Origin of the sequence: Paludibacterium yongneupense DSM 18731, assembly GCF_000422925.1 — a bacterium.
Taxonomy (GTDB): domain Bacteria; phylum Pseudomonadota; class Gammaproteobacteria; order Burkholderiales; family Chromobacteriaceae; genus Paludibacterium; species Paludibacterium yongneupense.
Genome location: NZ_KE383962.1, coordinates 68647 through 93513 on the forward strand (window position 1 = coordinate 68647; position 24867 = coordinate 93513).

The 24867-nt window shown below is 61.5% G+C and carries 29 protein-coding genes; 11 read left to right on the forward strand and 18 right to left on the reverse strand.

Features of this window, described 5'->3' with window-relative positions:
- Positions 1-107: 107 nt before the first annotated feature.
- Both G520_RS0120300 and G520_RS0120305 read right to left on the reverse strand, forming a co-directional pair.
- A complete protein-coding gene (locus tag G520_RS0120300) occupies positions 108-998 on the reverse strand; it encodes a pirin family protein (RefSeq protein ID WP_028537259.1) in 891 nt (296 codons plus the stop codon).
- Between the two features lie 15 nt (positions 999-1013).
- Complete coding sequence (locus G520_RS0120305; protein WP_028537260.1) at positions 1014-1418, reverse strand: OsmC family protein; 405 nt, start codon at positions 1416-1418, stop codon at positions 1014-1016.
- Between the two features lie 151 nt (positions 1419-1569).
- Between G520_RS0120305 and G520_RS0120310 the strand changes: the two genes are divergently transcribed.
- Together G520_RS0120310 and G520_RS0120315 are read left to right on the forward strand one after the other, a co-directional pair.
- Positions 1570-2145 carry a TetR/AcrR family transcriptional regulator gene (locus tag G520_RS0120310; protein ID WP_028537261.1) on the forward strand — a complete coding sequence of 192 codons (576 nt, stop codon included), beginning with the start codon at positions 1570-1572 and terminating at the stop codon, positions 2143-2145.
- 61 nt (positions 2146-2206) lie between these two features.
- A complete protein-coding gene (locus G520_RS0120315; protein ID WP_028537262.1) occupies positions 2207-2887 on the forward strand; it encodes a Rossmann-fold NAD(P)-binding domain-containing protein in 681 nt (226 codons plus the stop codon).
- Positions 2888-2899: 12 nt separating this feature from the next.
- Here the strand turns inward: G520_RS0120315 and G520_RS0120320 are convergent, their stop codons facing one another.
- Positions 2900-3712, reverse strand: coding sequence for an FkbM family methyltransferase (locus G520_RS0120320; protein WP_028537263.1), 813 nt, complete (start codon positions 3710-3712; stop codon positions 2900-2902).
- Between the two features lie 292 nt (positions 3713-4004).
- Between G520_RS0120320 and G520_RS0120325 the strand changes: the two genes are divergently transcribed.
- The 3 genes from G520_RS0120325 to G520_RS23640 all read left to right on the forward strand — a co-directional run bounded on the left by G520_RS0120325 (position 4005) and on the right by G520_RS23640 (position 7562).
- Complete coding sequence (locus G520_RS0120325) at positions 4005-4616, forward strand: helix-turn-helix transcriptional regulator (protein WP_028537264.1); 612 nt, start codon at positions 4005-4007, stop codon at positions 4614-4616.
- 151 nt (positions 4617-4767) lie between these two features.
- Positions 4768-6072 (forward strand): HAAAP family serine/threonine permease, encoded by a 1305-nt coding sequence (locus G520_RS0120330; RefSeq protein ID WP_036666683.1) that lies wholly within the window; start codon positions 4768-4770, stop codon positions 6070-6072.
- Between the two features lie 92 nt (positions 6073-6164).
- Entirely contained in the window at positions 6165-7562 is a 1398-nt protein-coding gene (locus G520_RS23640; RefSeq protein ID WP_051229555.1) for an L-serine ammonia-lyase, read from the forward strand.
- Here the strand turns inward: G520_RS23640 and G520_RS0120340 are convergent.
- Entirely contained in the window at positions 7559-8458 is a 900-nt protein-coding gene (locus tag G520_RS0120340; RefSeq protein ID WP_028537266.1) for a LysR family transcriptional regulator ArgP, read from the reverse strand. The two genes, G520_RS23640 and G520_RS0120340, sit on opposite strands and share 4 nt — an antisense overlap.
- 94 nt (positions 8459-8552) lie before the next feature.
- Here G520_RS0120340 and G520_RS0120345 point away from each other — a divergent pair, with 94 nt between their 5' ends.
- Entirely contained in the window at positions 8553-9158 is a 606-nt protein-coding gene (locus G520_RS0120345) for a LysE/ArgO family amino acid transporter (protein WP_028537267.1), read from the forward strand.
- An 83-nt stretch (positions 9159-9241) separates the two neighbouring features.
- Positions 9242-9868, forward strand: coding sequence for a LysE family translocator (locus G520_RS0120350; RefSeq protein WP_028537268.1), 627 nt, complete (start codon positions 9242-9244; stop codon positions 9866-9868).
- 1 nt (position 9869) lies between these two features.
- On the opposite strand, the gene G520_RS0120355 is transcribed toward G520_RS0120350, so the two are convergent.
- Both G520_RS0120355 and G520_RS0120360 read right to left on the reverse strand, forming a co-directional pair.
- Complete coding sequence (locus G520_RS0120355; RefSeq protein ID WP_028537269.1) at positions 9870-10397, reverse strand: chromate transporter; 528 nt, start codon at positions 10395-10397, stop codon at positions 9870-9872.
- Complete coding sequence (locus tag G520_RS0120360) at positions 10394-10948, reverse strand: chromate transporter (RefSeq protein ID WP_036666686.1); 555 nt, start codon at positions 10946-10948, stop codon at positions 10394-10396. Before G520_RS0120360 ends, G520_RS0120355 begins: the two co-directional genes overlap by 4 nt.
- A 116-nt stretch (positions 10949-11064) precedes the next feature.
- On the opposite strand from G520_RS0120360, the gene G520_RS23645 reads away from it, so the two are divergent.
- Entirely contained in the window at positions 11065-11514 is a 450-nt protein-coding gene (locus G520_RS23645; protein ID WP_036666687.1) for a MarR family winged helix-turn-helix transcriptional regulator, read from the forward strand.
- A 52-nt stretch (positions 11515-11566) separates the two neighbouring features.
- On the opposite strand, the gene G520_RS0120370 is transcribed toward G520_RS23645, so the two are convergent.
- Positions 11567-12355, reverse strand: coding sequence for an inositol monophosphatase family protein (locus G520_RS0120370; protein ID WP_028537271.1), 789 nt, complete (start codon positions 12353-12355; stop codon positions 11567-11569).
- Between the two features lie 162 nt (positions 12356-12517).
- On the opposite strand from G520_RS0120370, the gene G520_RS0120375 reads away from it, so the two are divergent.
- On the forward strand, positions 12518-13279 hold the full coding sequence (locus G520_RS0120375; protein ID WP_028537272.1) for an RNA methyltransferase: 762 nt from the start codon (positions 12518-12520) through the stop codon (positions 13277-13279).
- Positions 13280-13368: 89 nt separating this feature from the next.
- Here G520_RS0120375 and fnr read toward each other — a convergent pair whose 3' ends face one another.
- Positions 13369-14118: a fumarate/nitrate reduction transcriptional regulator Fnr gene (gene fnr, locus G520_RS0120380; protein WP_028537273.1), complete on the reverse strand. Its 750-nt coding sequence runs from the start codon at positions 14116-14118 to the stop codon at positions 13369-13371.
- Between the two features lie 110 nt (positions 14119-14228).
- Here fnr and hemN point away from each other — a divergent pair, with 110 nt between their 5' ends.
- Entirely contained in the window at positions 14229-15635 is a 1407-nt protein-coding gene (hemN, locus tag G520_RS0120385; RefSeq protein WP_028537274.1) for an oxygen-independent coproporphyrinogen III oxidase, read from the forward strand.
- 209 nt (positions 15636-15844) lie between these two features.
- Here hemN and udk read toward each other — a convergent pair whose 3' ends face one another.
- The 10 genes from udk to iscR form a co-directional block, all read right to left on the reverse strand.
- A complete protein-coding gene (udk, locus tag G520_RS0120395) occupies positions 15845-16459 on the reverse strand; it encodes a uridine kinase (RefSeq protein ID WP_028537275.1) in 615 nt (204 codons plus the stop codon).
- Between the two features lie 91 nt (positions 16460-16550).
- Entirely contained in the window at positions 16551-17180 is a 630-nt protein-coding gene (locus G520_RS0120400; RefSeq protein ID WP_028537276.1) for a glutathione S-transferase family protein, read from the reverse strand.
- An 87-nt stretch (positions 17181-17267) separates the two neighbouring features.
- Entirely contained in the window at positions 17268-17462 is a 195-nt protein-coding gene (iscX, locus tag G520_RS0120405) for a Fe-S cluster assembly protein IscX (RefSeq protein WP_028537277.1), read from the reverse strand.
- A gap of 10 nt (positions 17463-17472) precedes the next feature.
- On the reverse strand, positions 17473-17814 hold the full coding sequence (gene fdx, locus G520_RS0120410) for an ISC system 2Fe-2S type ferredoxin (protein ID WP_028537278.1): 342 nt from the start codon (positions 17812-17814) through the stop codon (positions 17473-17475).
- Positions 17815-17825: 11 nt separating this feature from the next.
- Positions 17826-19685, reverse strand: a complete 1860-nt coding sequence (gene hscA, locus G520_RS0120415; RefSeq protein WP_028537279.1) for a Fe-S protein assembly chaperone HscA — start codon at positions 19683-19685, stop codon at positions 17826-17828.
- A 41-nt stretch (positions 19686-19726) separates the two neighbouring features.
- On the reverse strand, positions 19727-20260 hold the full coding sequence (gene hscB, locus G520_RS0120420; RefSeq protein ID WP_028537280.1) for a Fe-S protein assembly co-chaperone HscB: 534 nt from the start codon (positions 20258-20260) through the stop codon (positions 19727-19729).
- Between the two features lie 39 nt (positions 20261-20299).
- Positions 20300-20623, reverse strand: a complete 324-nt coding sequence (gene iscA, locus G520_RS0120425) for an iron-sulfur cluster assembly protein IscA (protein ID WP_028537281.1) — start codon at positions 20621-20623, stop codon at positions 20300-20302.
- An 18-nt stretch (positions 20624-20641) separates the two neighbouring features.
- Complete coding sequence (gene iscU / locus G520_RS0120430; protein ID WP_028537282.1) at positions 20642-21028, reverse strand: Fe-S cluster assembly scaffold IscU; 387 nt, start codon at positions 21026-21028, stop codon at positions 20642-20644.
- A gap of 45 nt (positions 21029-21073) precedes the next feature.
- Positions 21074-22291: an IscS subfamily cysteine desulfurase gene (locus tag G520_RS0120435; protein WP_028537283.1), complete on the reverse strand. Its 1218-nt coding sequence runs from the start codon at positions 22289-22291 to the stop codon at positions 21074-21076.
- Between the two features lie 28 nt (positions 22292-22319).
- Positions 22320-22796: a Fe-S cluster assembly transcriptional regulator IscR gene (gene iscR / locus G520_RS0120440; protein WP_028537284.1), complete on the reverse strand. Its 477-nt coding sequence runs from the start codon at positions 22794-22796 to the stop codon at positions 22320-22322.
- A gap of 298 nt (positions 22797-23094) precedes the next feature.
- Between iscR and G520_RS0120445 the strand changes: the two genes are divergently transcribed.
- A complete protein-coding gene (locus tag G520_RS0120445) occupies positions 23095-24687 on the forward strand; it encodes an ABC transporter substrate-binding protein (protein ID WP_028537285.1) in 1593 nt (530 codons plus the stop codon).
- Positions 24688-24867: the final 180 nt, after the last annotated feature.

Below are 24867 nucleotides of genomic sequence, written 5' to 3' on the forward strand. Positions count from 1 at the left end.
TGGCAGCGGAGTAGCGCTACGCAGGCCGGAAACGAAGGTGGGATTTTCGCATATGCGGCCACGGTGACGCCACCGTGCCGCGCAGGGAGCGGAGAAGGCCGGGCGGACTAGCTCCCCATGCGCCAGGGCAGGGCAGGGGCAGGCATGCGTGGACCGTATTCGCCGGGAAGGCTGCCGAATCGACCGTCGCCTCGTTCCCAGTCGAGCCTTGCGGCGGCGATCTGCGCTTTATCGTGGCCGACGAAATTCCACCACATGACGACATCCCGAACAAAAGGCAGCCCACCGATGAGCAGAACCTTGGTGCCGGGGGCCAGTTCCAGCGCGAGTCGGGTACGTCCGGGAGCGAGATAGGCCAGCTCATCGCGCGCGAAGGTTTCTCCTTCGACGCCGACCTCGCCGGCCAGCGGCAACAGCCCGTACTCGAAGTCGGGGTCGAGCGGGAATTCAGTAGTCGTGGCCCGCTCGCATTCCAGATCCAGGCCGAGCAGGGGCGAATGGACCCGGGTGGGGGCCTGATAGCCCTGCAGTGCACCGACCAGCAGCGTGCAAGTCGCCTCGCCCAGTCGCCAGCTGGGCAACTGCGGATAGTGCTCGAAGCCGGGGGCCATATCCGTCAGATCTTCCGGCAGGGCGATCCAGAGTTGCGCGGCGTGAATGACGCCGCCCTCGGCAGGAGAAACTTCGGCGTGGCTGATCCCATGTCCGGCCGTCATCAGATTGATCTGTCCGGCGCGTACCGATTGCGTGTTGCCCAGGCTGTCGCTGTGCCGGATTTCACCGGACATGACCCAGGTGAAGGTTTGCAGACCGATATGCGGATGCGGGCCGACGCGCAGCCCTTTGCCGTCGGCAAATGTCAGCGGTCCCGCATGGTCGAGAAAGCACCAGGCGCCTATCATGCGGCGCGATCGTACCGGGAGCAGGCGCCGCACGCCAGGGCCGTCGCCGAGCGGGGCGTCGCGCGCGGGTATGCGCTGGATGGGGGCGTGATTCATATCCTGTCCTCCTGTTCAGTCCTGCAGACGGGTTTCGATCGTGACATCGCCCGCCAGCAAGCGGTGAATGGGGCAGGCGTCAGCGATTTCCAGCAGCCGCTGCCGTTGCGCGTCGCTCAAGTCCCCATGCAGGGTCAGCGTGCGGGCGATGCGGGTCTGTGTCCTGGGGGAGCCGTCTTCCTGCAGGATATCGAGAAGGACGTCGATGCCGCTCAGGGCGATCGTCTTGCGCCTGGCGTACATGCCGAGAGTGATTGCGGTGCAGGCGCCGAGTGCGGACAACAAGATTTCGTGCGGTCCCGGCCCGGCGTCCCCGCCGCCCTGGCCGGGCGCAACATCCGACAACCAGTGGTGCGAACCGTCTGATAGGGATACGGTATAAGGAACGTCCCTGCTTGAAGCGCTGACGCTATGACTCATGGTGTTTACTCCGTGGCTGGGAGGGTTGTCGACATCGTGATTTTCCGATCATAGGTCATCGCGGTTCGCGGTGACGCGGTTTCGTGAGCTTGCAGGAGGCTGGTAAGGGAATTATGTTTGACTAAACACTCATTTATAGTGGTAAACCGGCATGGCCCGACCCAAAAGCGAGGATAAGCGCAATGCGATCCTGCGCGCCGCAATCGAGGTGATTGCCGAGCGCGGCCTGACGGCGACCCCCACTGCGGCCATTTCGCGCCTGGCTGGTGTGGCGGAAGGGACTTTGTTTACTTATTTCAAGACCAAGGACGTGCTGGTCAATGAGTTGTACCTCACGATCAAGCGCGAGCAGGCGGCGACGTGCATGGGCGGCCTTCCCGCCGAAGCGGATGTGCGCGAGCAGTTGCGCCATGTCTGGGATGTGTATGTCGACTGGGGTGTCGCTCATCCTGCGACGCGCAAAGCGATGGCGCAGCTGCAGGTATCCGGCGTACTGACGGCGGAGAGTCTGTCGGCCGGGCTGGCGCCCTTTGCAAGACTGCAGGCTTCGATTCGCACGGCCATTGCGCAGGACCGCCTGCGTCCGCTGCCTGAGCCATTTGTCGAGGCCGTCATGCAGTCTTTGGCCGAGACGACCATGGCGGCGGTCTCCGGCAAGCCCGAAGCGGCTGCCGATTACCGCCGCTGGGGCTTCGAGGTGCTGTGGAACGGTATCGAACAACGCTGATGCCCGACCGGCCGCACCGCGGCCCGAACGGTCGGTGAGGCGAACGGCACAAGGAAACAGTATGAATATCGTGATCTATGGTGCCAGCGGCATGGTGGGGCAGGGGGTGCTGCGTGAATGTCTGAATGCCGCCGATGTAGGCAGCGTGAAGGCTGTCGGTCGCTCGCCCCTGGCCCAGGAGCATCCCCGGCTCAGTCACTATCCCTTGCCGGATCCTGGCCCTTATCCGCTCGACTGCCCTGAATTGACAGGCTATGACGCGTGCTTTTTCTGTCTTGGCGCTTCCGCGGCCGGAATGGGCGAGCAGGACTACATCGACGTCAACTACGCGATACCGATGGCGGCCGGGCAAGTGCTGGCCCGGCTCAATCCCGGCATGACGTTCATTTACGTGTCCGGTGCGGGTTGCGACAGTAGCGAGCGCGGACGCACGATGTGGGCGCGGATCAAGGGCCGCACCGAAAACGGCCTGTCGCGCCTGCCTCTGTCCGCCTTCATGTTCCGACCCGGCATCATCCAGCCGCTGGATGCTATCCGCTCCCGCACGCCAGTCTACCGTCTGCTTTATTCCTTGATGGCTCCCTTGCTGCCGCTGCTGCGGCGCGTGTTTCCCGATGCGGTTCTGACTACGCAGCAGATGGGGAGGGCGATGCTCGCCGTGGCTCGACATGGCGCCAGCCGTTGCGTCCTGGAATCGCGCGATATCCGTGCGCTGGCCGACGGTCTCTCGCAGGGGCGTTGAACACCGTGTCGCCTAGTCCAGGTACAGGCGTCCGCCTTCGCTGCGCAGGCTGGCGCAAATGGGGTCGTCGGCGTGTACGGCCAGGGTGTTGATGCCGCAGCTGTAGAGCCGATAGCCGAGTGGCGCTAGCAGTGCTTCCAGGCGTTGCGGGTCGGTTTTAAGTATCTCGATGAATAATAGCGGGCGATGTCGCCGCAGGGTGTCGCATGCTCCCAGCAGTGTCTGTTCTTCCATCCCTTCCACGTCGATCTTGATCAGGTCCACCCGGTCCAGGTTCAACGAGTCCAGCGTCAGCAGATCGACGCGCTGGCACTTGTTGCTGTAGTCGATGGGCTGGCCGATGTCCTGGTTGTGCGCGCTCTCCTGCAATTCGAAACTTCCGAAAGAACCCGGCCGCAGATAGTCCGGCTGCGGGATGTCGATATGACCGCACTCGGCGCCGACAGCGGAATTCAATGCATTTACGTTCAGGCAGTTATTCAGTGCGATGTTGCCGGCCAGGGCGTAGTAGATCTTTTCCTGCGCCTCGAAAGCGACGACATGGCCCCAGCCGTGCATGAACCGCGCCCACTCTATCGTATGCACGCCGATGTTGGCGCCGCAGTCGATGCCTATCACGCCGCTGCCGAAGTGCTTGAGTCTGGCGCCCAGCAGCGCCAGAACAAAATCGATCTCCTCCTGTTCGTAACTTGACGTCGTCAGCAGTTGATAGCCGACACCAGAAAATCCGTACTTGTCCTGGGCAAAATCGTTGCGGTTGACGATCATGCTGCCGTGGTTGCTGGAGAGCAGCACGAACGGCGCCGGACGCATGATGTTCTTCATCTGAGTTCTTTCGCAGTGTGCAATCTATTTGCACATCATATCGGTAACTCCGGGTTTGTGGGGAGAGCGTTAGCCGGAAGTTAAGGCCGAATCGGCAGCGCGGATTCCGACGCTATGTGAATAAAAATCACCAAAACGGTGCTTTGTTGGCGTCTCTTACTTGTTTGAACACCAAAATGGTGCGTAATTTTGATTTAAGTCAGAAAAAAGCACCAATAGCAGGCGACAGTGCCCTTTTTTGGGCATAGACTTGGCGCCAATAAAAACTTATCACTCTGATTCAATATCAATCATGCGCGCCACCGTCGATCTGGAAGTGCTGGCCAGTTTTCTGGCCGAGGCCCTGGGAAGTCATACGGAAGTCGTCATTCACGACTTGTCCGACCTCGAGCATTCCCTGTGCCTGATCCGCAACCCCATCTCGCGGCGCGAGGTGGGGGCGCCGGCGACGGATCTGGCTCTGCGCATGCTGCGCGAATGCGACGGCACGTCCCGGCCTTACCGTACCAATTACAACGGCAAGACGCTGGACGGAAGGCAGTTCCGCTCCTCCAGCCTGGTCGTGCGGGATACGGACGGGACGCCGCGCGCCATGATCTGTCTGAACAGCGATGACAGAAGACTGCGCCAGGTCATCGAATCGCTGCAGTCGATGATCACGGCTGACGATGCTCCGCAGGAAGAGTTGCTGTCCGGTTCCATCGAACAGGTCGGCGACGAAATGATCAACCTGGAACTGTCCCGATTCGAGCTGCCGGCGCACGGCCTGGGCGTGGACGAGAAGCGCGAACTGGTGCAAAGGCTGGATCGCAACGGCCTGTTCCTGGTGAAGGGATTTATCGCAAAAACGGCCGGGGTGCTCGGCATTTCGGAGCCGACTCTCTATCGCTATCTCAAAGATTGATTGGCCGGGGCTGCCGGGGGGCCGCCACCGACACGACTGATCCAGTTTCCCTTTGGAGATCAGGCGCAGCGCCGAAAAGCGCCGCGCGGGGGTTTTTTTGCCCGGCGACAGCCGACAAGACACACGCTTAATTTACACAAGGACTCTGATCATGACTCAAACAACTGTCACTGGCTCACCGCAGGTCGGGGCGCGCGCTCAGACTGGAGCATCGACCTGGAATAAGCAGGACACGGTATGGATGCTGGGCCTGTATGGCACGGCTGTCGGCGCCGGCACCCTGTTTCTGCCGATCAACGCCGGTCTCGGCGGCTTGTTGCCTCTCGTCGTGATGGCCTTGATCGCCTGGCCCATGACCCACTTTGCCCACCGCGCACTGTGCCGTTTCGTCCTCTCCGGCTCGGCGGGAGGCGACGACATCACCGAAGTCGTCGAGGAGCATTTCGGCAAGACCGCAGGCAAGTTGATCACCCTGCTGTACTTCTTTGCTATCTTCCCCATCCTGCTGGTGTATAGCGTGGCGATCACCAATACGGTGCAATCGTTTCTGACCCACCAGCTCGGCGTCGGCGCCCCTCCGCGTGCGATTCTGTCGCTTGGCCTGATCCTGGGGCTGATGGCCATCGTTCGCTGCGGCGAATCGATCATCGTCAAATCGATGAGCGTGCTGGTGTTCCCCTTTGTCGCCGCCCTGATGGCGCTGGCCTTGTATCTGGTCCCGAACTGGAACCTGGCGCTGTTCGCGCAGGCCGGAACGGTGACGCATGTCAACGGTGGAAGCGGCTTCTGGATGACTCTGTGGCTGACGATTCCTGTCATGGTGTTCTCCTTCAACCATTCGCCCATCATCTCCTCCTTCGCCGTCGACCAGAAACGCCGCTATGGCGAGCATGCCGATGCCAAGAGCCGCCGCATCATGGTGTTTAGCCATCTGATGATGGTGCTTACCGTCATGTTCTTTGTGTTCAGCTGCGTGCTCAGCCTGTCGCCGGCCGATCTGATGGCCGCCAAGCATCAGAATCTGTCCATCCTTTCTTACCTGGCCAACAAGTTCAACAACCCCTTCATCGCTTATGCCGCTCCGGTCATCGCCATTGTTGCCATTACCAAATCCTTCCTTGGCCACTATCTGGGGGCCAGCGAAGGTTTCAACGGTCTGGTGATCAAGTCCCTGCGCAATCGCGGCAAGAGTATCGATCTGAAAGTGCTCAATCGCTTTACCGCCTTGTTCATGATTGTGACGACCTGGCTGGTCGCGACGTTCAACCCGAGCATCCTGGGCATCATCGAAACCATGGGGGGACCGGTGATTGCGGTGCTGTTGTTCCTGATGCCGATGTATGCGATTCGTAAAGTTCCGGCCATGCGCCGCTATGCCGGCAAGGGGAGCAATCTGTTTGTTACCTTGATGGGCCTGGTGGCTATCTCGGCGATCTTCTACACCCTGCTGGGCTGATGGCCGTCGCCGCGGTTCCATCCTCGGGGGGCGGAGCCGCGGGGCGCCCGAAGCGGGCGCCGCCATCCAGACCCGCACACAAGGAGTGCATCATGTTTTGCATGTTGGATCTTTACAAAATCGGAGTCGGACCTTCCAGTTCCCATACCGTCGGGCCGATGAAGGCAGGCAAGCAATTTGCTGACGACCTGCTCGCGGCGGGGCGGCTGGATTCGATCTCGCGCATCGAGATCGATGTCTACGGTTCGCTGGCGCTGACCGGAAAAGGGCACTGCACTGATCACGCCATCCTGCTCGGACTGGTCGGCGAGATGCCCGACACGGTCGAAATCGATAGCATCGCCGGTCGCGTGGCGAAGTTCGAAGCCCGCGGAGTCCTGCCGCTGGGCGGGCAGCGCGATGTCGGATTCAGTATGGTCTTCCATCCCGAGACCTTCCTTGCGCTGCATGAAAATGGCATGCGTATCTCGGCATGGAGCGGTGAGTCGCTCAACATGAGCAAGACCTATTACTCGCTGGGCGGCGGCTTCATCGTGGATGAGGAAAACTTCGGAAGCGGCGATGTGCGCGAGCTGAAGCTGCCCTATCCCTTCCATTCGGCTGCGGATCTGCTGGCGCATTGCCGACGAACCAGCCTTTCCCTATCCGGCCTGGTCATGGCCAACGAACTGGCGTTGCATGAACGCGAGGTGATCGAGGCGCACTTCGCCCGTGTCTGGCAGGTGATGCAGAACAGCATGGAACGCGGCATGCGCGCGGAGGGCGCCTTGCCCGGTCCGATGAATGTTCCACGCCGGGCTTCCGCCCTGCGTCGTCAGTTGATGAATTCGGAGCGTTTGTCGCACGACCCGATGAACGTCATCGACTGGGTCAATATGTACGCAATGGCAATGTCAGAAGAAAATGCGGCCGGCGGCCGGGTGGTGACGGCGCCGACCAATGGCGCTTGCGGCATCGTGCCGGCAGTGCTGGCCTATTACAACCAGTTCATCCAGCCACTCGACACCGATGCCTGCGTGCGGTTCTTCCTGGCGTCGGGGGTGGTCGGCAGCCTGTTCAAGATGAACGCCTCTATCTCGGGGGCGGAAGTCGGATGTCAGGGCGAAGTGGGCGTGGCTTGTTCGATGGCCGCAGCGGGATTGACCGAACTGGCGGGGGGCAGTCCCGAGCAGGTCTGCGTCGCGGCGGAGATCGCGATGGAGCACAACCTTGGACTGACCTGCGACCCGGTCGGCGGCCAGGTCCAGATCCCGTGTATCGAGCGCAATGCGATCGCGGCGGTCAAAGCCATCAATGCGTCGCGCATGGCTTTGCGGCGCAATAGCGAGCCTCGGGTTTCGCTCGACAAAGTCATCGCGGCCATGTTCGATACCGGCAAGGACATGAATCCGAAATACCGGGAAACCTCGTGCGGCGGTCTGGCAGTACAGATTGTTCCATTGGCGCAGGTGTTGCCCATGCATGCCGACACCGCCCCGGTCGCGGCCTAGCCCGGCCGCAAGTGAAGGGCGGCCGTGTGTCTGACGGCTCGGGTCAGCGCGGCCAGCGCCGTCGATTCGATGCGCCAGTGCTGCCAGTACAGGGGAATGTCGAGCCAGCGACCGGGGATGATCTCGGCCAATTCGCCGGTCGCGAGCGCTTCCCGCGCCATCATCTCGGGGATCATGCCCCAGCCGAGTCCGCGCCGGGCCGCCTCTGCGAAGCCGGCGGCGGAGGGAATATAGTGCCGCCGCGGCGGCATCTCGCCGGGGGCGATGCTGTGGATGAAGCGCTGCTGCAGGGCGTCTTTGTCGTTAAAAATCAACACCGGCGCCAGTGCCAGCGAGGCGCTGTCGACGGCTGCCGCGAAATGGCGCGCGATGAAGCCGGGCGAAGCCAGCGGCAAGTAACGCATCACGCCCAGTGTTTCCACGCGGCAGCCCTGCACCGGTTTCGGTTCTGCCGTGATCGCCGCCATGACCGAACCGTCGCGCAGCAGGCTGGCCGAATGGTCTTGATCCTCCACCCGGATATCGAAACGGATCGCGGGCTGTGCCGGCAGCACGTCCAGCGTCGAGAAAAACCAGCAGGCGAGCGAATCGGCATTGACGACGATGGGCAGGCGCACTGCCTCGTCGGCATCGGGGTGCGAGGCGCCGAGTTCGCGCAGCGCCTCGCTCTCGAGTATCTCGACCTGCATCGCGAGCCGCGCCAGCGTCTCGCCGGCGCGAGTCGGTTGCGATGGCGATTTGCGATTGATCAGGACCTGCCCCAGCCGCTCTTCCAGCAGGCGGATGCGCTGGCTGACCGCAGAGGGGGTGACGTTGAGGTGGCGCGAGGCCGCCTCGAAGCTGCCTTCGCGCAGTACGGCGGCAAAAGCGGCAAGTTGCGCACTATCGATTCGCATGATTAAGAATTTCTAACTGATCCCAAGAACGTTTAACTTCATGATAGCAGGGCGTGCGACTAGACTGGGGACTCAAGCCATTTTGGAGTCTTTCATGTCGACGAGCAGCTTTCTGGCCGGGTTCATCACCGGACTGTCCCTCATCATCGCGATCGGGGCGCAAAATGCCTTTGTTCTGCGCCAGGGTTTGCGGCGCGAACATGTCGCGGCGACAATCATGATCTGCGTCGCGTCGGACATGGTGCTGATTGCCAGCGGCGTGCTCGGCCTGGGGGTATTGGTCCAGCAGTCGGCCTGGCTGCAGATGGCGGCACGCTATGGCGGAGCCGCCTTCTTGCTGGTCTACGGGCTGCTGGCGGCGAGGCGTGCCTGTTCGCACGAACGATTGGAGGTCGGCGGCGAGGGGGCGGGCTCGCTGAAGTCTGCCGTGCTCGCCTGCCTCGGTTTTACCTGGCTCAATCCCCATGTCTATCTGGATACGGTGGTGCTGCTGGGGTCGATCGCCAATCAGCGGTCGGGACAGGGGCCGCTCTGGTTCGGGGCCGGTGCCGGCCTGGCCAGTCTGTGCTGGTTTGTCGGTCTGGGCCTGGGGGCGCGCTTGCTGACACCGCTATTTGCGCGCGAACGCTCCTGGCGCATGCTCGATTCCGCAGTGGCTGTCATGATGCTGGGAATGGGGGTCGGCCTTGTCGCCGGTTGAGCGTCAAGGGCTGTATTGCGGGGTGAAGGGAGCTGCGTGTAGGCTTGTCTCCTCGTTTCCCTTTTGCCAACTTTCGGGCCGTCATGACTTCACCGCTTTTCATGCTCTTCTGCGCGTCATCGTTGTTTGCGGTATTCACCCCGGGGCCGACCGTAATGCTGGCTTTGCAGAATAGCACCCAGTACGGCTGGCGCCGTACCACCCTGTCCTCGCTGGGGAATGTATCGGGCTTGCTGCTGCTGTCTACGGCGAGTGCGATCGGCCTGGGCGCGCTGCTGCGCTCCTCGGCCGTGCTGTTTTTCGGGCTCAAACTGATAGGCGCGGGCTATCTGATTTATCTTGGCGTGCGGCAATGGCTTTCAGCTTCGGTTGCGGCGGATTGCGGGCACGGAAGCGCGCAGCACCGCAGTCGCGCCAGCCTATACCGCGAAGGTCTGCTGTTGGCGCTGACCAATCCGAAGGCCATTCTGTTCATCACGGCACTGTTTCCGCAGTTCATCGTGCACGATCTTCCGCTATGGCCGCAGTTTGTCGTGCTGACGCTGACGTTCATGGGCTTGTCCTTCAGCGCACTGATGACTTACGCCGTGGCCGGGCATCTCGCGCGCGGTGGCTTCATTTCGGCGCTGCAATCGCGCGCCTTTCGCCGGGGCAGCGGCAGTCTGTTCATCGTCATGGGCGTGGGGCTGCTCGGGCTCAAGTCCCGCTGAATCAGAATGCGGCCAGCCATCCCGCCAGCGCGCCGGCCGCCAGCAAGTACAGGGGGTTGATGCCGCGTCTGAGTGCGAGCGGTACCGTTGCCGCGCTCAGCAGCCAGCCGCGCAGATGGGGATTCGCCGCGTTCAGGAGCAACCAGCCGCTGCCCAGCGTGAGCCCGATGGTGACCGGCGCGAGCCCGCGCTCTATCGCCAGCCGCGCGCGCGACTGGCTGTAGCGGTCACGCAGACGGACGACGGCGTAAGTCAGCAAGGACGAGGGCAAGCACATTCCCGTCGTTGCGACCAGCGCCCCCGGCAGACCGGCGACTTTCCAGCCTATCAGCGTGACGAACAGCATATTGGGGCCGGGGGCTGCCTGGGCGATGGCGAACAGGCTGCTGAACTCGGCATTGCTCATCCAGCCGTCGAGCTCGACGACTTGGCGGTGGATTTCCGGAACCAGCGCATTGACGCCGCCCACCGCCATCAGCGAGTACAGGGAGAAGCGCCAGGCCAGACTGGCCAGGATGGCGCCGCTCATGCTTCGGCCCCCATCTCGCGCCAGGCGCAGAAGACGGCCAGTGGCGCCATTGCCGCCAGGACGACGATCAACGGAAGACGCAGCACGGCCACGGCGATGAAGGTGGCCGCGGCGACGAGATAGCGCCAGTGTCGACGGCGCATGCGCAGTCCGAGACGAATGCCCATGGCCACCATCAGGCCGGCGGCGACCGAAGCCAGCCCGGCCAGCGTGCTTTTGAGCGCGGGCGAGTAGGCAAAACGATCGTAGAGCACGGCCAGCGTCAGGATAATGGTCATGGGCGCCAGCATCAGCCCGGCGACGGCGCTGATGGCACCGCTGATGCCCTGGAAGCGCATGCCGATGGCAATCGCGATGTTCATGACGTTGGGTCCGGGCAGGGCCTGACCGAGGCCGAGCAATTCGGTGAAGTCGTGATCATCGACCCAGCGCCTCTCGTCGACCATCATGCGCCTGACCAGCGGAAGTACCCCGCCGAAAGCGGTGATACCGACCTTGAAGAAGCCGGCGAACAGTGCACGCCGGCCGGGATGGATTAGGGGTGGGATCATCAGGGCTAGAGTAGCTTATGCCGCGAGCCGCGACAATCGCGGAAACGCCCCCCGGTCGCGGCAGCGGCCGCGATTCGTGTTAGCATCGAAACCTGATTCATTTCTGTTCTCCGACTATGACTCCGCAATACGAGCAATTCAACGAGCTGGCTTTTTGTATCCCCAAAGTCATGCGCGCAGCGCTGGACGCACGGCTCAAGCCTTTCGGCCTGTCCCAGGCGCGCTGGCAGGTCTTGCTCAAATTGCGGCATTCGGGGCGTGCCTTGTCGCAACATGAACTGGCGCAGAGGGTTGGCATCGAACCCGCTTCGCTGGTCCGGCACCTCGATGCCCTGCAGCAGGATGGTCTGATCGAGCGCGAAGCCGATCCGGTCGACCGGCGTGCCAAGAGGGTGACGCTGACGGCGCAGGGGGACGCGCTGTCGCAGCAATTGATGAGTGTGGCGCAGAGCATGCGCGCCGAGTTGCTGCAGGATGTGAGCGAGGCGGAACTGCAGGTGTGTATCGATGTACTGTCCCGCCTCAAGCGCAAGGCCTTGCAGGCCGTTGCGCCGCTGGAGTTCTAGCAGGCGGCTGTGCGGGGGGGCGATCGCCGCACCCCGCAGGCCGCCGCTGTGCTCAGGCGAGGTGAGGAGCCAGGATCTGCAGCAATTGGGCGAGCACTTTCGGGCTAGCCGCGACGATATTGCCGCTTTCGAGCCACTCTTGCTCTCCCTGGAAGTCGGTCACGATCCCGCCCGCCTCCTGGATGATCAGGCTGCCGGCGGCGATATCCCACGGCTTGAGATTGAATTCCCAGAATCCGTCAGTCCGTCCGCAGGCGACGTTGCACAGGTCGAGCGAGGCGGCGCCTTCGCGACGAACGCCGGCCGTGCGCGTGATGACGTCCTTGAGCATGCCGAGATAGGTGTCGAGATAGGACTGGTCGGTGACCGGAAAGCCGGTGCCGATTACGCATTCAAGCAGGGACACGCGCTTGCCTACACGGATGCGGCGGTCGTTCATGAACGAGCCTACGCCGCGGGAGGCGGTGAACAGATCGTTGCGCGACGGATCGTAGACGACGGCTTGCTGGATCAGGCCCTTGTGCGCCATGGCGATCGAAATCGCGTATTGCGGGTGGCCGTGGATGAAGTTGGTGGTGCCGTCGATGGGATCGATGATCCACTCGTATTCGGATTCGCCGATGCCTTTGGCACCGGACTCTTCTGCTAGAATCGCATGCTTCGGGTAGGCGTCGAGGATGGTCTCGATGATGGCCTCTTCAGACGCGCGGTCCATGTCGGAGACGAAGTCGTTGGGCTTTTTCTTGTCTACGCGAAGCGCATCGAGGTTGTGCGAGCCTCGCTGGATGATATTGGCAGCGCGACGTGCGGCTTTTACCGCGACATTGAGCATCGGATGCATTGACGGCCTCTACATAGAATACGGATGGACGGTCATGTGCCGGTCATCCGCTGGTAATAATCAGGTTTCAAGGAACAAAAAAACCCGACGCCACGCCGGTTGGCACCGGTCGCTCGCGCCAGGGTTTTGTAATATACCCGCCATTTTAATGCGAAATAGCCCATGAATAAACCCGAAGTCCCTGATTTTTTTAAAAACGTGCGAGTCGTGCTGGCGCGTCCCAGTCATCCGGGCAATATCGGTTCGGCTGCCCGCGCCATGAAGACCATGGGTCTGACCCGGCTCTACCTGGTTGAACCCCGCGAATTTCCGAGCCCTGAAGCGGATACGCTGGCCTCGGGAGCGGTCGATGTGTTGCAGCGCGCGCAGGTGGTCGCCACGCTGGGCGAAGCGCTGGACGGCGTTACGCTGGCGGCGGCGCTGACCAGCCGCCGGCGCGAACTCACCGCCCCTCTGTCCACGCCGCGCGAAGCGGTGCCCGAGCTGATCATGCGTGCGCGGTCGGGAGAAGAGGTGGCGCTGGTATTCGGCAATGAAACCTTCGGTCTGTCGATCGAAGAGGTCGAGCAGTGCAACCGGCTGGTGACTGTCGCCGGAAACCCGGATTATTTTTCCCTGAACCTGGCCATGGCCGTGCAGGTCATGAGCTATGAACTTTTCAGTCAGGGCGGGATCGGAGTCGGGCATTTGAAGGCGGAAGCCCAGTTGGCCACGCATCAGGAAGTCGAAGGACTGTGCGGGCATCTCGATCAGACCATGGAACGTATCGGCTATTACCGTGGTCGAAACGGCGAACGACTGATACGGCGCATGCGCACCCTGTTTCATCGCGCCTCAGTGCAGCGGGAAGAGGTGGATATCTTGCGGGGCTTTTTCAAGCAGGTACTGCGCACGGCAGACCGGGACGAAGACAAGCCCGCCTGATGCGGGGCGGGCGCTGTCCTGTCTTGTGTCGGCACAGCAGCGGCCAGCCGCGCGCCGCCTGTACGGCGCACGGCTGGCCGTGTCGGCGTCTATTCGACGGCGTTGGAGTGGATGCAGCCCGAAATCAGTTCCTTGAGCTGTTCGGGCTTGATCAGCTGGATATGCTTGTGATCCACGCTGATCCAACCGTGCTGCTGGAACTTGGACAGGGTGCGACTGACCGTTTCCAGTTTCAGCCCCAGGAAGCTGCCGATTTCCTCGCGACTCATCCGGAGGATGAAGTCGTTGGCGGCAAATCCGCGCACGGACAGCCGTTGCGACAGGTTGAGCAGGAAAGCGGCCAGGCGCTCTTCCGCCTTCATGTTGCCTAGAAGCAACATGACGTTCTGATCGCGCACGATTTCGCGGCTCATCAGCCGGAAAAAGTGGTGCTGCAGGCTGGGAATATCGCGCCCGAGCGTTTCCATGCGCGAGAACGGTAGTTCGCAGACTTCACTGTCTTCGAGTGCGATCGCGTCGCAGCCGTGGATGTTGGACGAGATGCCGTCCAGCCCCATCAGTTCGCCCGACATCAGGAAGCCGGTAACCTGCTCTCGGCCGTCCTGGCTGGAAACGCAAGTCTTGAAGAAGCCGGTACGCACGGCGTACAAGGATTTGAAGCCTTCCCCGCTGCGGAACAGGTATTCTCCCCGCTTGATGCGCCGGCTCTGCCTGATGACGGCATCGAGCTGCGAAAGCTCCTCGCGATTGAGCCCGACGGGCAGGCAGAGTTCGCGCAAGCTGCAGTTTGAACACGACAGCTTTAGCGCGTGCAGGGGTATCGTTGTCTGGTCTGTCATGCTGTCTTTTGTGCAACCTTTACTTATGGCTTGACTCTCGTCAAAGCGGAATCCAATTGCTTTGACGCAAATTTACCAGTCCGCCTCCAGTTTTGCCATCAAATACCGACATGACCACTATCTATCCGTTTTCACCCGAGCGTTGCGAGTTCGACAGAAGCCTGATCGAAAGGCTTGATGGCGCAGGGCCTAGGTACACGTCATATCCGACTGCGGACCGATTCTCCTGTGGCTTTAAGGAGAATGATTACCGCCATAGTTTGACGCAGCGCCATATCGGCGCCAATAGCAAAACCCTATCATTATATGTGCATTTGCCGTTTTGTAATACGATTTGCTATTACTGCGCCTGTAACAAAATCATCACCAAGGACAAGAGCAAAGCGGACGTCTACCTCGACTATCTCGAAAAGGAGATCGGTCTGGTCGCGGATCAGCTCGGCACCCGGGAACGCGCGATCCAGCTGCACTTCGGCGGCGGTACGCCAACCTTTTTGTCGGATGCCCAGCTTGAGCGTTTGATGGGCATGCTGCGCGCGCGCTTCGAGTTCCTGCCGGAAGGCGAGTATTCGATCGAAATCGATCCGCGCAAAGTCAGCCGCGAAACGATCTTCAAGCTGGGCGAGCTCGGCTTCAATCGTATCAGTGTCGGGGTGCAGGATTTCGAAGCGGCGGTTCAGAAGGCGGTCAATCGCATACAAAGCGAGGAGGAGACGCTGGAGGTGATCCAGGCTGCCCGCGATGCCGGCTTCAAATCGGTGAGCGTGGATCTGATCTACGGTTTGCCGTTGCAGACGCGCGAATCGATGGCGCGGACCCTGGGCAAGGTCATCGCGATCGCGCCCGATCGCATCGCGCTGTATAACTATGCGCACCTGCCTGCCGTATTCAAACCCCAGCGCCGCATCGTCGAGGCTGAACTGCCCGCCGCCGAGGTCAAACTCGATATTTTGCAAGACTCGGTGGCGAGCTTGCAGGCGGCCGGCTATGTTTTCATCGGCATGGATCACTTCGCCCGGCCTGACGACGAACTGGCGGTCGCTCTGCGCCAGGGCAGGTTGCAGCGTAATTTCCAGGGTTATTCCACACATGCCGACTGCGACATGATCGGTTTCGGCGTTTCCTCCATCGGCAAGGTCGGCCCCTGTTATTCGCAGAACGAAAAGGACCTCGAGCCCTACTACGCGGCGCTGGATGCCGGACACTTGCCGGTCATGCGCGGCATGACCCTCGATGGCGACGACATTCTGCGCCGTGCAGTCATTCAGGCGTTGATGTGTCGCTTTTCATTGTCGGTCGAGGCGATCGAGCAAGTCTTCGGCATCACCTTCGCGCAGTATTTTGCCGAAGAACTGCCTCGCTTGCGCGAGCTGGCGAAGTTGGGACTGGTGGTGTTCGATGGCGATTTTCTGATGGTCGAGCCCAAGGGCCGCTTCCTGATCCGAAGCATTGCCATGACCTTTGATCGCCATTTGCGCGAACGTCAGACCACCGCGCGCTACTCCAGGGTGATCTGACGGTGCCGTCATCCCCACCGCGCGGCCGAATGGCGGGCGTAGTCAACGGCGCGCTGCTGGCGGGCGTGGCGGCGGGCTACGGACTCTGGTTCGGCTGTCGGCTGGCATGGGCTGCGCTCTGCCTGCCGATGTGGCTGGCGGGGCGTTGCCGGCGCGGCAATCGGCCATGACGCAACCGGTTTGACGCCGCGCCGCCGGCGCTGCCGGTTTCAGATGATCAGACTCTCGATGCGCGCCGTGATCATGTCTACGGCCGGGTCGTTGCAGCCGTGGGGCAGAATGACGTCGGCGAAGCGCTTGGTGGGTTCGATGAACTGGTTGTGCATCGGTCGGACCGTCGCCATGTACTGGTCGATCACGCTCTGCATGGAGCGGCCGCGTTGCGCGATATCGCGTTGCAGGCGCCGGATGAAGCGGACATCGGCATCGGTGTCGACAAAGATTTTCAGCGACATCGCGTCGCGTATCGCGGCATCGTACAGCGAGTAGAACCCCTCGATCAGGATTACCGGAGACGGCACCAGCGTGATGGTCCGCTCCGAGCGCGTGTCGTTGGCAAAATCGTAGACTGGCATATCTACCGGAACCCCGTTTTTCAGGTCGTCGATATGCTGCATCAACAATGGCCAGTCGAAGGCGTGCGGGTGGTCGTAGTTGGTCAGGCGGCGTTGCTCCAGCGTCAGCGCGGCCTGATCCCGATAGTAGTTGTCCTGCACGATGACGGCGGCTTTGTCGGAACCTATGGTTTCCACAAGCTTGCGTGTGACGGTGGTTTTGCCGCTGCCGCTGCCGCCGGCGATGCCGATGATGAAGGGGGGAGTCATGGCCGGGCCCGGATGGAAAACGCGGTATTTTATAGTTCTATCGTCAGTAATTCCACCTGCGATGCGCGCCCTGGTCCGTCAAACCCCGCCATCACTCGTTTCCGACCTCGATTTCTGCCGCCGCATACCATTCCTGCATAGCGGGGAGAGACAGCATATGGTCGGCATAGCGTTGTGCGAGGGGGGGCAGCGTCGTGCCATAGGTGACGAAGCGGGTCACCACCGGGGCGTAGAATGCGTCGGCGATGGTAAAGTGGCCGAACAGGAACGGCCCCTGCGCCTGGTTGCGGTTCAGATGCTCTTGCCACAGGGAGACGATACGGGCGATGTCGGCCGCCGCCGACTCGTCATGGGCGACGTCGCGCCGATGGGCAACATCCATCGGCAGCTGCTGGCGCAGGGCGGTAAAGCCGGCGTGCATTTCAGCGGCCATGGAGCGCGCGACGGCGCGCGCACGCGCTTCTTCAGGCCAAAGCCGGGCATGAGGGAAACAGTCGGCAAGGTATTCGCAGATGGCCAGACTATCCCACACCTTCAGGGTGTGGTCGATCAGCAGCGGAAGCTTGCCTGCCGGATTGATCGCGAGGATGGAGGCCCGGGTTTCTGCTTGCCCGAGCGGGATGGTATGTTCTTCGAACGGCTCGGCTATCATTTTCAGCGCAAGCCAGGGACGTAGCGACCAGGACGAAGAGTTCTTGTTTCCGATTATCAGCTTGAACATGTGAACGCTCCTCGTGTAAAGGGTGGGGGCGGCGTTCGTCCCCTCACTCCATTACAGCCCAGACGGCGGAGCCGGGCAAGAACCTTCTCAGTCCACCTCGTCTATCCACGCCTGCTGGATCGCTTCCAGGACCTTTTCGCCGCCGCGCTGATGGTCGTCGTCGAAACCGGGCAGGGCCACCACCCAGTTGTGCAGGTCGATGAAACGGACTGTTCCGGGATCGACATCGGGATGCGCGTCGGCCAGCTCCTGGGCGATGCTGTGAATATCTGACCATTTCATCGGCGGTTCCTCAGTGTTGTTCGCGCGCGTGATTGATGGTGTAGCGCGGAATCTCGATGACGAGATCGTCGTCGCCTATCACCGCCTGGCACGACAGCCGCGAGTTCGGTTCGAGACCCCAGGCCTTGTCCAGCATGTCTTCTTCCAGCTCGTCGCTCTCGTTGAGCGAGTCGAAGCCCTGGCGTACCACGCAGTGACAGGTCGTGCAGGCACATGACATCTCGCAGGCATGCTCGATTTCGATGTCGTGCTCCAGCAGCGTTTCGCACAGGCTCTTGCCGCTCTCAGCGTCATCGATGACTGCGCCGTCGGGGCAGAGGTCGGCATGGGGCAGCACAGTGATTTTAGGCATCCGTTCGTTTCCTACAGTTCTGCTATGTTCTGACCTTTGAGCGCACGCTGGATATTGCGGTCCATGCGGCGTTCTGCAAAGGTCTCGGTGGCGCGGTTCAACTGGTTGGTGGCTTCGTTTACGGCACGGGTGCGTTCCGTCGCCATGGCGGCGACCAGATCCTGCAAGGCCGCGTCTATCTGCGTGCGTTCGGCGTCGGACAGCAAGTCGCCGTCCTGTCTCAGCGCATTGCGGCTGGCTTCGAGCAGGCTATCGGCGCTGACGATGGCCTCACGAAGCTTGCGCATCTCGATGTCTTCTTTCACATTGGCCAGCGAGTCGTTGAGCATGCGGCTGACTTCATCGTCCGACAGGCCGTAAGAGGGCTTGACCTCGATGCTGGCTTCTATCCCCGATGTCTGCTCTCGTGCGGTCACCGCCAGCAGGCCATCCGCATCGACCTGGAAGGTGATGCGGATGCGGGCGGCGCCAGCCACCATGGGGGGAATCCCGCGCAGCACGAAGCGCGCCAGCGAGCGGCAGTCGCTGACCAGTTCACGCTCGCCTTGCAGTACGTGTATCGCCATCGCCGTCTGGCCGTCGCGGAAGGTGGTGAATTCCTGAGCGCGCGCGATCGGCAATGTGCTGTTGCGTGGAATGATCTTCTCGGTCAGTCCGCCCATCGTCTCGATGCCGAGCGACAGCGGGATCACGTCTAGCAGCAGCCAGTCTTCGTTTTGCTTGTTGCCGGCCAGTACATTGGCCTGGATCGCCGCGCCGAGCGCAACGACCTTGTCCGGGTCGAGGTTGTTCAGGGGCGGCTGGCCGAACACGTCGGCAACGGCCTGCTGTACATGTGGCATGCGTGTGGCGCCGCCGACCATGACCACGCCCTTGACGTCGGCCGCCGTGATGCCGGCATCGCGCAGCGCCTTGCGCACCGGGATCATCGTTTTGGCGACCAGCTTGCTCGTGATCGCGTGGAACGCCACTTGGTCCAGCTCCAGATCCAGTGCCTGGCCGTCGGACAGCAGGGCGGTCAGGCGCGTGCTCGGGTGGTCGGTCAGCGCTTCCTTGGCCTCGCGAGCGCGCGTGTGCAGCAGACGCGCATCGCTGTGAGACAGGCTGGAAAGCCCTGCCTGTTCGAGTGACCAGCAATAGACGCGGTGGTCGAAATCGTCGCCGCCGAGGGCCGAGTCGCCGCTGGTGGCCAGGACTTCGAAAATTCCGCGGGTGAGCTTGAGCACCGAGACGTCGAAGGTGCCGCCGCCGAGGTCGTAGACCACATAGATGCCTTCCGAACCGTTATCCAGGCCGTAGGCGATGGCGGCGGCAGTCGGCTCGTTCAGCAGGCGCAATACGTTGAGGCCGGCCAGGCGGGCCGCGTCCTTGGTCGCCTGGCGCTGCGAATCGTCGAAGTAGGCGGGGACGGTTATCACGGCACCGGTAAGCTCGCCGCCCAGGCTCTGCTCGGCGCGCACTTTCAGCGTACGCAGAATCTCGGCCGAGATTTCCACCGGGCTTTTGACGCCGGCGCGCGTCGCCAGGCGCATCATGCCGGGGGCGTCGACGAAGCGGTAGGGCAGCACGTCGCTATCGTCGAGATCTTCGAGGCCCCGGCCCATCATGCGTTTTACCGAAACGATGGTGTTGCAGGGGTCATGGCTTTGCTGGGCCTGGGCCTCGTAGCCGACTTCAACCGTGTCTTCGTCGACGTAGCGGACGACGGAGGGGAGCAGGCCGCGCCCGCTGGAGTCGGGCAGTACGGTAGCCGAGCCGCTGCGGACCGTCGCGACCAGGGAGTTGGTGGTGCCCAGGTCGATGCCGACCGCATGGCGATGCTGGTGTGGCTGAGCGAACAAGCCGGGTTCGGCGATTTGCAATAGAGCCATGGCTGAGTCTAACGTGAGTTGGGTCGGTCGGTAACGAGGCGTCAGGACAACACGTGTTCGATCGCGTCGCCGATTTCCTGGTCGAGTTTTTCCAGAAAACGCAGTTTGCGCACCAGCAGCGTCGCGGCGGCGTAATCGCTTGCGCGATCCAGGGCGGAGGCCAGTTGCGCCTGCAATCGGGCGGCTTCGGCGGCGAGGTCGCGCGCGAGTCGTTCCAGCGCCGCGCTGTCGCCGTCATCTTCCGCCTGTTCGATGTTTTCGCGCCATTCCATCTGCGCGATCAAAAAATCGGGCGGCATGCTGGTATTGCTTTCTTCCTGCGTATCGATGCCGGCCAGCGACAGCAGGTAGCGCGCACGGCGCAACGGGGATTTCAGTGTCTGGTATGCTTCGTTGACGCGCGTCGCCACCATCAGCGCGACACGCTTTTCGGCATCGCCGGCGCTCGCATAGCGATCCGGATGCACTTCTGCGGCGGCTGTGCGCCACGCGGCGTCCAGCGCCGCCGTATCCAGCTCGAAGCGGCGCGGCAGGTCGAACAGGGCGAAGTGATCCTGGCTGAAGTTCTGATTCATAAAGTCTCGCTGGCAGAGCACGACCCGCGCCAGGACGGGTCAGACGTTGAAGCTTTCCCCGCAACCGCATTCGTTCTTGACATTGGGGTTGTTGAACTTGAAACCTTCGTTCAAGCCATCCTTGACGTAATCGAGCTCGGTTCCGTCGAGATAGGCGAGACTCTTCTCGTCGGTGTAGACCTTGACGCCGTGGCTCGCGAAAGCGATATCGTCTTCGCTCTCCGTATCGACGAATTCGAGCTTGTAGGCCATTCCGGAACAGCCAGAGGTCTTGACGGCGAGACGGATGCCTAGCCCCTTGCCGCGCTTGGCAATGAAGTTGCTCACGTGCGCCGCGGCGCGTTCGGACAAAGTGATGGGCATGATGTATTCCCGCTCGCGTTATTTGGAATCGTGTTTCTGACGGTAGTCGTTGACTGCCGCCTTGATCGCATCTTCGGCCAGAATCGAGCAATGTATCTTGACCGGGGGCAAAGCCAGTTCTTCCGCGATGTCGGTATTGCGGATGTTCAGCGCTTCGTCCAGCGTCTTGCCTTTGACCCACTCGGTCACCAGCGAAGAGGAGGCGATGGCCGAACCGCAGCCGTAGGTCTTGAACTTGGCATCCTCGATCACGCCGTTCGCACCGACCTTGATCTGCAGCTTCATGACGTCGCCACAGGCCGGGGCGCCGACCATGCCGGTTCCGACATCCTCGCTGCCTTTGGAAAAGGTACCCACGTTGCGCGGGTTTTCGTAATGATCCAGAACCTTGTTGCTATATGCCATTTTCCACTCCTTGCCGGCGGGGGCGCGCCCCGCCGGGGTTGATTCTCAGTGTGCAGCCCATTCGACCGTGTTGAGGTCGACGCCATCCTTGAACATTTCCCACAGCGGGGACAACTCGCGCAGCTTGCCGATTTTTTCGTGCAGCAGCTTGATGGCGAAATCGATCTCGGCTTCGGTGGTGAAGCGACCGATGGTGAACCGGATCGAGCTGTGTGCGAGCTCGTCGTTGCGGCCCAATGCGCGCAATACGTAGGACGGCTCCAGGCTGGCCGATGTGCAGGCCGAGCCGGAGGATACCGCAAGTTCCTTGATCGCCATGATCAGGGACTCGCCTTCGACGAAATTGAAGCTGACATTGAGGTTGTGCGCAACGCGAGCCGCAAGATCCCCGTTGAGGTAGACCTCTTCGATATCCGACAGGCCCTGCCACAGCCGGTTGCGCAGGCCGAGGATGCGTTCGTTCTCCGCGTCCATTTCTTCGCGCGCAAGACGAAAGGCCTCGCCCATGCCCACGATCTGGTGCGTGGCCAGGGTGCCCGAGCGGAAGCCGCGTTCGTGGCCGCCGCCATGCATCTGCGCCTCGAGGCGCACGCGCGGCTTGCGGCGGATATAGAGCGCGCCTATGCCTTTGGGACCGTAGGTTTTGTGCGCGGAGAAGCTCATCAGGTCGACTTTGAGCGCCTCCAGGTCGATGTGGACCTTGCCGGTGGCTTGTGCCGCATCGACGTGGAATACGATGCCTTTTTCGCGGCAGATGTCGCCGATCTGGACGATGTCCTGAATTACGCCGATTTCGTTATTCACCAGCATGACGGATACGAGAATGGTATCGGGGCGCAAGGCGGCCTTGAATGCCTCGATATCGATCAAGCCGTTGTCGAGCACAGGCAGGTAGGTGACTTCGAAACCCTGGCGCTCAAGCTCGCGACAGGTGTCGAGCACGGCCTTGTGTTCGGTCTTGACGGTGATGATGTGCTGGCCGCGGCTCTTGTAAAACTGGGCCGCGCCCTTGATGGCAAGGTTGTCCGACTCGGTTGCGCCCGACGTCCAGATGATTTCCTTGGGATCGCAGTTGACCAGCGCCGCGACTTGCGCGCGGGCATCTTCCACGGCGTGTTCCGCGGTCCAGCCGAAAGAATGGCTGCGCGAGGCGGGGTTGCCGAAATGCTCGGTCAGGTAGGGGATCATTGCCTCGGCTACCCGCGGGTCGACCGGTGTGGTGGCGGAGTAGTCGAGATAGATCGGAAACTTCAGCTGGGTCATGCTTGTTCTCCACTAAGGGCGCCGTGTTTCAGGCTGCCGTCGCTGCGCGGCGTAATGCCGGTGAGCCGTCGCGCTTGTCTTGCACCACGGTCGGTTCCTTGGCGCGTTGTTTCTCCACCAGGCAGGCAAGACTGACCTCGGACAGGTAGTCGAAGATGGTGGTATTCAGATTGGTCCACAGATCATGAGTCATGCAGCGCTGGTTGCCGCGGCAGTTCTCGTGGCCGCCGCATTGGGTGGCGTCGACCGGCTCGTCCACGGCACAGATGATGTTGGCCACCGAAATCAGCGCCGCGGAGCGGGCCAGCGTATAGCCGCCGCCAGGGCCGCGCACGCTATCGACCAGTTCGGCGCGTCGCAGCTTGCCGAACAGCTGTTCAAGGTAGGACAGGGATATGCTCTGTCGCTCGCTGATACCGGCCAGCGCGACCGGGCCGTTGGATTCACGCAGCGCCAGATCGAGCATGGCGGTGACGGCAAAGCGGCCTTTGGTGGTTAGACGCATGATCGGATTCCCCGTGGAAGATGAGTTCCCTAGCATTATCCGTATACCCGACAAAATTTGTCAACTATTTGCTGCGGGCCGGATCTCGCCAGGGAAGCGATCCGCCGGACTCGGGCATCGCTTAGGGGATTACACTAATTTTACGCGGTTTTCCGGTGCGATGCACCATCCGCGAACGGCCCCGCATGCGCCGCGATGCCGAGGGTGCTTGTCAAACGCTCACTTGATGAATATTGTATCCGGTTATGGCCCGGATCAGGGTCAGGGACACGATAATAGACAATGGGAAATAGAAGATATGCGAACCTCTAGTACTTTGCTGCTGGCCGCCAGTCTGGCTGCCGCTTCGTCGCTGGCTTCCGCCGCCGGCACGCTGATTTTCTGCTCGGAAGGCAGCCCGGCCGGTTTCGACCCGGGTCAATTCACCAGCGGTACCGATTTTGACGCTTCCGCAGAAACCATTTTCAATCGTCTGGTACAGTTCCAGCGCGGCGGCACCAAGCTTGAACCGGGCCTGGCCGAAAAATGGTCGGTCTCGCCCGACGGCCTGACCTACACCTTCAATCTGCGCAAGGGCGTGAAATTCCATACCACGGAATACTTCAAGCCGACACGCGACTTCAACGCCGACGACGTGCTGTTCACGTTCAACCGGATGCTGGACAAGGATAATCCCTTCCGCAAAGCCTACCCGACCGAATTCCCCTACTTCACCGATATGGGGATGAACGATAACATCGTCAAGATCGAGAAAGTCGATGCGAACACGGTCCGCTTCGTCCTGAAGACGGTCGATGCTTCCTTCCTGGCCGACCTGGCGATGAGCTTCTCGTCCATCCAGTCCGCCGAATACGCCGACAAGCTGCTGAAGGAAGGCCGTGCGCAGGATATCAATTCCAAGCCCATCGGAACCGGCCCCTTCATCTTCAAGAGCTATCAGAAAGACGCCAGCATCCGCTACGCGGGCAACAAGCAGTACTGGAAGAAGGGCGACGTCAAGATCGACAATCTGGTGTTCGCGATCACCACCGATCCTTCCGTCCGCAACCAGAAGCTGAAGGCCGGCGAATGCCAGGTCACCGTCTATCCGCGTCCGGCCGACCTCGCCGGGCTGAAAGCCGATCCGAAGGTCAAGGTGTTGAGCCAGTCCGGCTTCAACCTCGGCTACGTTGCCTACAACGTCAAGCACAAGGAACTGAGCAAGCTGGAAGTTCGCCAGGCGCTTGACATGGCGATCAACAAGAAAGCCATCCTCAGCGCGGTGTACCAGGGGTCCGGCCAGTTGGCGACCAACCCGATGCCGCCGACGCAATGGTCGTACAACAAGGCGCTGAAAGACGCTCCTTACGACATCGCCAAAGCCAAGGCGCTGCTGGCCAAGGCCGGCTACCCGCATGGCTTCAGCCTGAACCTGTGGGCGATGCCGGTACAGCGTCCGTACAATCCGAACGCCAAGCTGATGGCCGAGTTGATCCAGTCCGACTGGGCCAAGATCGGCGTCAAAGCCAATATCGTGACTTACGAGTGGGGCGAATACCTGAAGCGCGCGAAGAGCGGCGAGCATGATGCGATGCTCATCGGCTGGACTGGCGACAATGGGGACCCGGACAACTGGCTCGGCGTTCTGCTCGGTTGCGACGCGATGAACGGCAACAACTTCTCCAAGTTCTGCTACAAGCCGTACGAAGCGCTGATCCAGAAAGGCAAGCGCTCAGCGAATGTGGCCGAACGGACCAAGGACTACATGCAGGCCCAGGTCATCGTCAAGCAGCAGGTTCCGATGACCCCGATCGCGCATAGCACGGTCAATCAGCCGATCAGCACGCGCGTTACGGGTTTCCTGGTCAGCCCCTTCGGCTTGAACTCGTTCTACGGCGTCGGCATCAAGTAACTGGCATCATTGTTGCTAGAACCCGGGGGCTCGATCCCCCGGGTTATTTATTGAGGCGGCACGGGGAACCGATGCTGCCCGACGCTCCGGCAGGAGCAGGGACAAGGGTAGGTCAGACAGCCGGTGATATCGGCGCAGAACGAACGCGGGGTAAGCCGCGTCCGCGTCCGCGTCTGCGTG

Excerpts from the sequence above, each read along its gene's own strand:
- G520_RS0120300 (WP_028537259.1), bottom strand. The coding sequence starts at position 998 with ATGAATCACGCCCCCATCCAGCGCATACCCGCGCGCGACGCCCCGCTC.
- G520_RS0120305 (WP_028537260.1), bottom strand. The coding sequence starts at position 1,418 with ATGAGTCATAGCGTCAGCGCTTCAAGCAGGGACGTTCCTTATACCGTA.
- G520_RS0120310 (WP_028537261.1), top strand. The coding sequence starts at position 1,570 with ATGGCCCGACCCAAAAGCGAGGATAAGCGCAATGCGATCCTGCGCGCC.
- G520_RS0120315 (WP_028537262.1), top strand. The coding sequence starts at position 2,207 with ATGAATATCGTGATCTATGGTGCCAGCGGCATGGTGGGGCAGGGGGTG.
- G520_RS0120320 (WP_028537263.1), bottom strand. The coding sequence starts at position 3,712 with ATGAAGAACATCATGCGTCCGGCGCCGTTCGTGCTGCTCTCCAGCAAC.
- G520_RS0120325 (WP_028537264.1), top strand. The coding sequence starts at position 4,005 with ATGCGCGCCACCGTCGATCTGGAAGTGCTGGCCAGTTTTCTGGCCGAG.
- G520_RS0120330 (WP_036666683.1), top strand. The coding sequence starts at position 4,768 with ATGACTCAAACAACTGTCACTGGCTCACCGCAGGTCGGGGCGCGCGCT.
- G520_RS23640 (WP_051229555.1), top strand. The coding sequence starts at position 6,165 with ATGTTTTGCATGTTGGATCTTTACAAAATCGGAGTCGGACCTTCCAGT.
- G520_RS0120340 (WP_028537266.1), bottom strand. The coding sequence starts at position 8,458 with ATGCGAATCGATAGTGCGCAACTTGCCGCTTTTGCCGCCGTACTGCGC.
- G520_RS0120345 (WP_028537267.1), top strand. The coding sequence starts at position 8,553 with ATGTCGACGAGCAGCTTTCTGGCCGGGTTCATCACCGGACTGTCCCTC.
- G520_RS0120350 (WP_028537268.1), top strand. The coding sequence starts at position 9,242 with ATGACTTCACCGCTTTTCATGCTCTTCTGCGCGTCATCGTTGTTTGCG.
- G520_RS0120355 (WP_028537269.1), bottom strand. The coding sequence starts at position 10,397 with ATGAGCGGCGCCATCCTGGCCAGTCTGGCCTGGCGCTTCTCCCTGTAC.
- G520_RS0120360 (WP_036666686.1), bottom strand. The coding sequence starts at position 10,948 with ATGATCCCACCCCTAATCCATCCCGGCCGGCGTGCACTGTTCGCCGGC.
- G520_RS23645 (WP_036666687.1), top strand. The coding sequence starts at position 11,065 with ATGACTCCGCAATACGAGCAATTCAACGAGCTGGCTTTTTGTATCCCC.
- G520_RS0120370 (WP_028537271.1), bottom strand. The coding sequence starts at position 12,355 with ATGCATCCGATGCTCAATGTCGCGGTAAAAGCCGCACGTCGCGCTGCC.
- G520_RS0120375 (WP_028537272.1), top strand. The coding sequence starts at position 12,518 with ATGAATAAACCCGAAGTCCCTGATTTTTTTAAAAACGTGCGAGTCGTG.
- fnr (WP_028537273.1), bottom strand. The coding sequence starts at position 14,118 with ATGACAGACCAGACAACGATACCCCTGCACGCGCTAAAGCTGTCGTGT.
- hemN (WP_028537274.1), top strand. The coding sequence starts at position 14,229 with ATGACCACTATCTATCCGTTTTCACCCGAGCGTTGCGAGTTCGACAGA.
- udk (WP_028537275.1), bottom strand. The coding sequence starts at position 16,459 with ATGACTCCCCCCTTCATCATCGGCATCGCCGGCGGCAGCGGCAGCGGC.
- G520_RS0120400 (WP_028537276.1), bottom strand. The coding sequence starts at position 17,180 with ATGTTCAAGCTGATAATCGGAAACAAGAACTCTTCGTCCTGGTCGCTA.
- iscX (WP_028537277.1), bottom strand. The coding sequence starts at position 17,462 with ATGAAATGGTCAGATATTCACAGCATCGCCCAGGAGCTGGCCGACGCG.
- fdx (WP_028537278.1), bottom strand. The coding sequence starts at position 17,814 with ATGCCTAAAATCACTGTGCTGCCCCATGCCGACCTCTGCCCCGACGGC.
- hscA (WP_028537279.1), bottom strand. The coding sequence starts at position 19,685 with ATGGCTCTATTGCAAATCGCCGAACCCGGCTTGTTCGCTCAGCCACAC.
- hscB (WP_028537280.1), bottom strand. The coding sequence starts at position 20,260 with ATGAATCAGAACTTCAGCCAGGATCACTTCGCCCTGTTCGACCTGCCG.
- iscA (WP_028537281.1), bottom strand. The coding sequence starts at position 20,623 with ATGCCCATCACTTTGTCCGAACGCGCCGCGGCGCACGTGAGCAACTTC.
- iscU (WP_028537282.1), bottom strand. The coding sequence starts at position 21,028 with ATGGCATATAGCAACAAGGTTCTGGATCATTACGAAAACCCGCGCAAC.
- G520_RS0120435 (WP_028537283.1), bottom strand. The coding sequence starts at position 22,291 with ATGACCCAGCTGAAGTTTCCGATCTATCTCGACTACTCCGCCACCACA.
- iscR (WP_028537284.1), bottom strand. The coding sequence starts at position 22,796 with ATGCGTCTAACCACCAAAGGCCGCTTTGCCGTCACCGCCATGCTCGAT.
- G520_RS0120445 (WP_028537285.1), top strand. The coding sequence starts at position 23,095 with ATGCGAACCTCTAGTACTTTGCTGCTGGCCGCCAGTCTGGCTGCCGCT.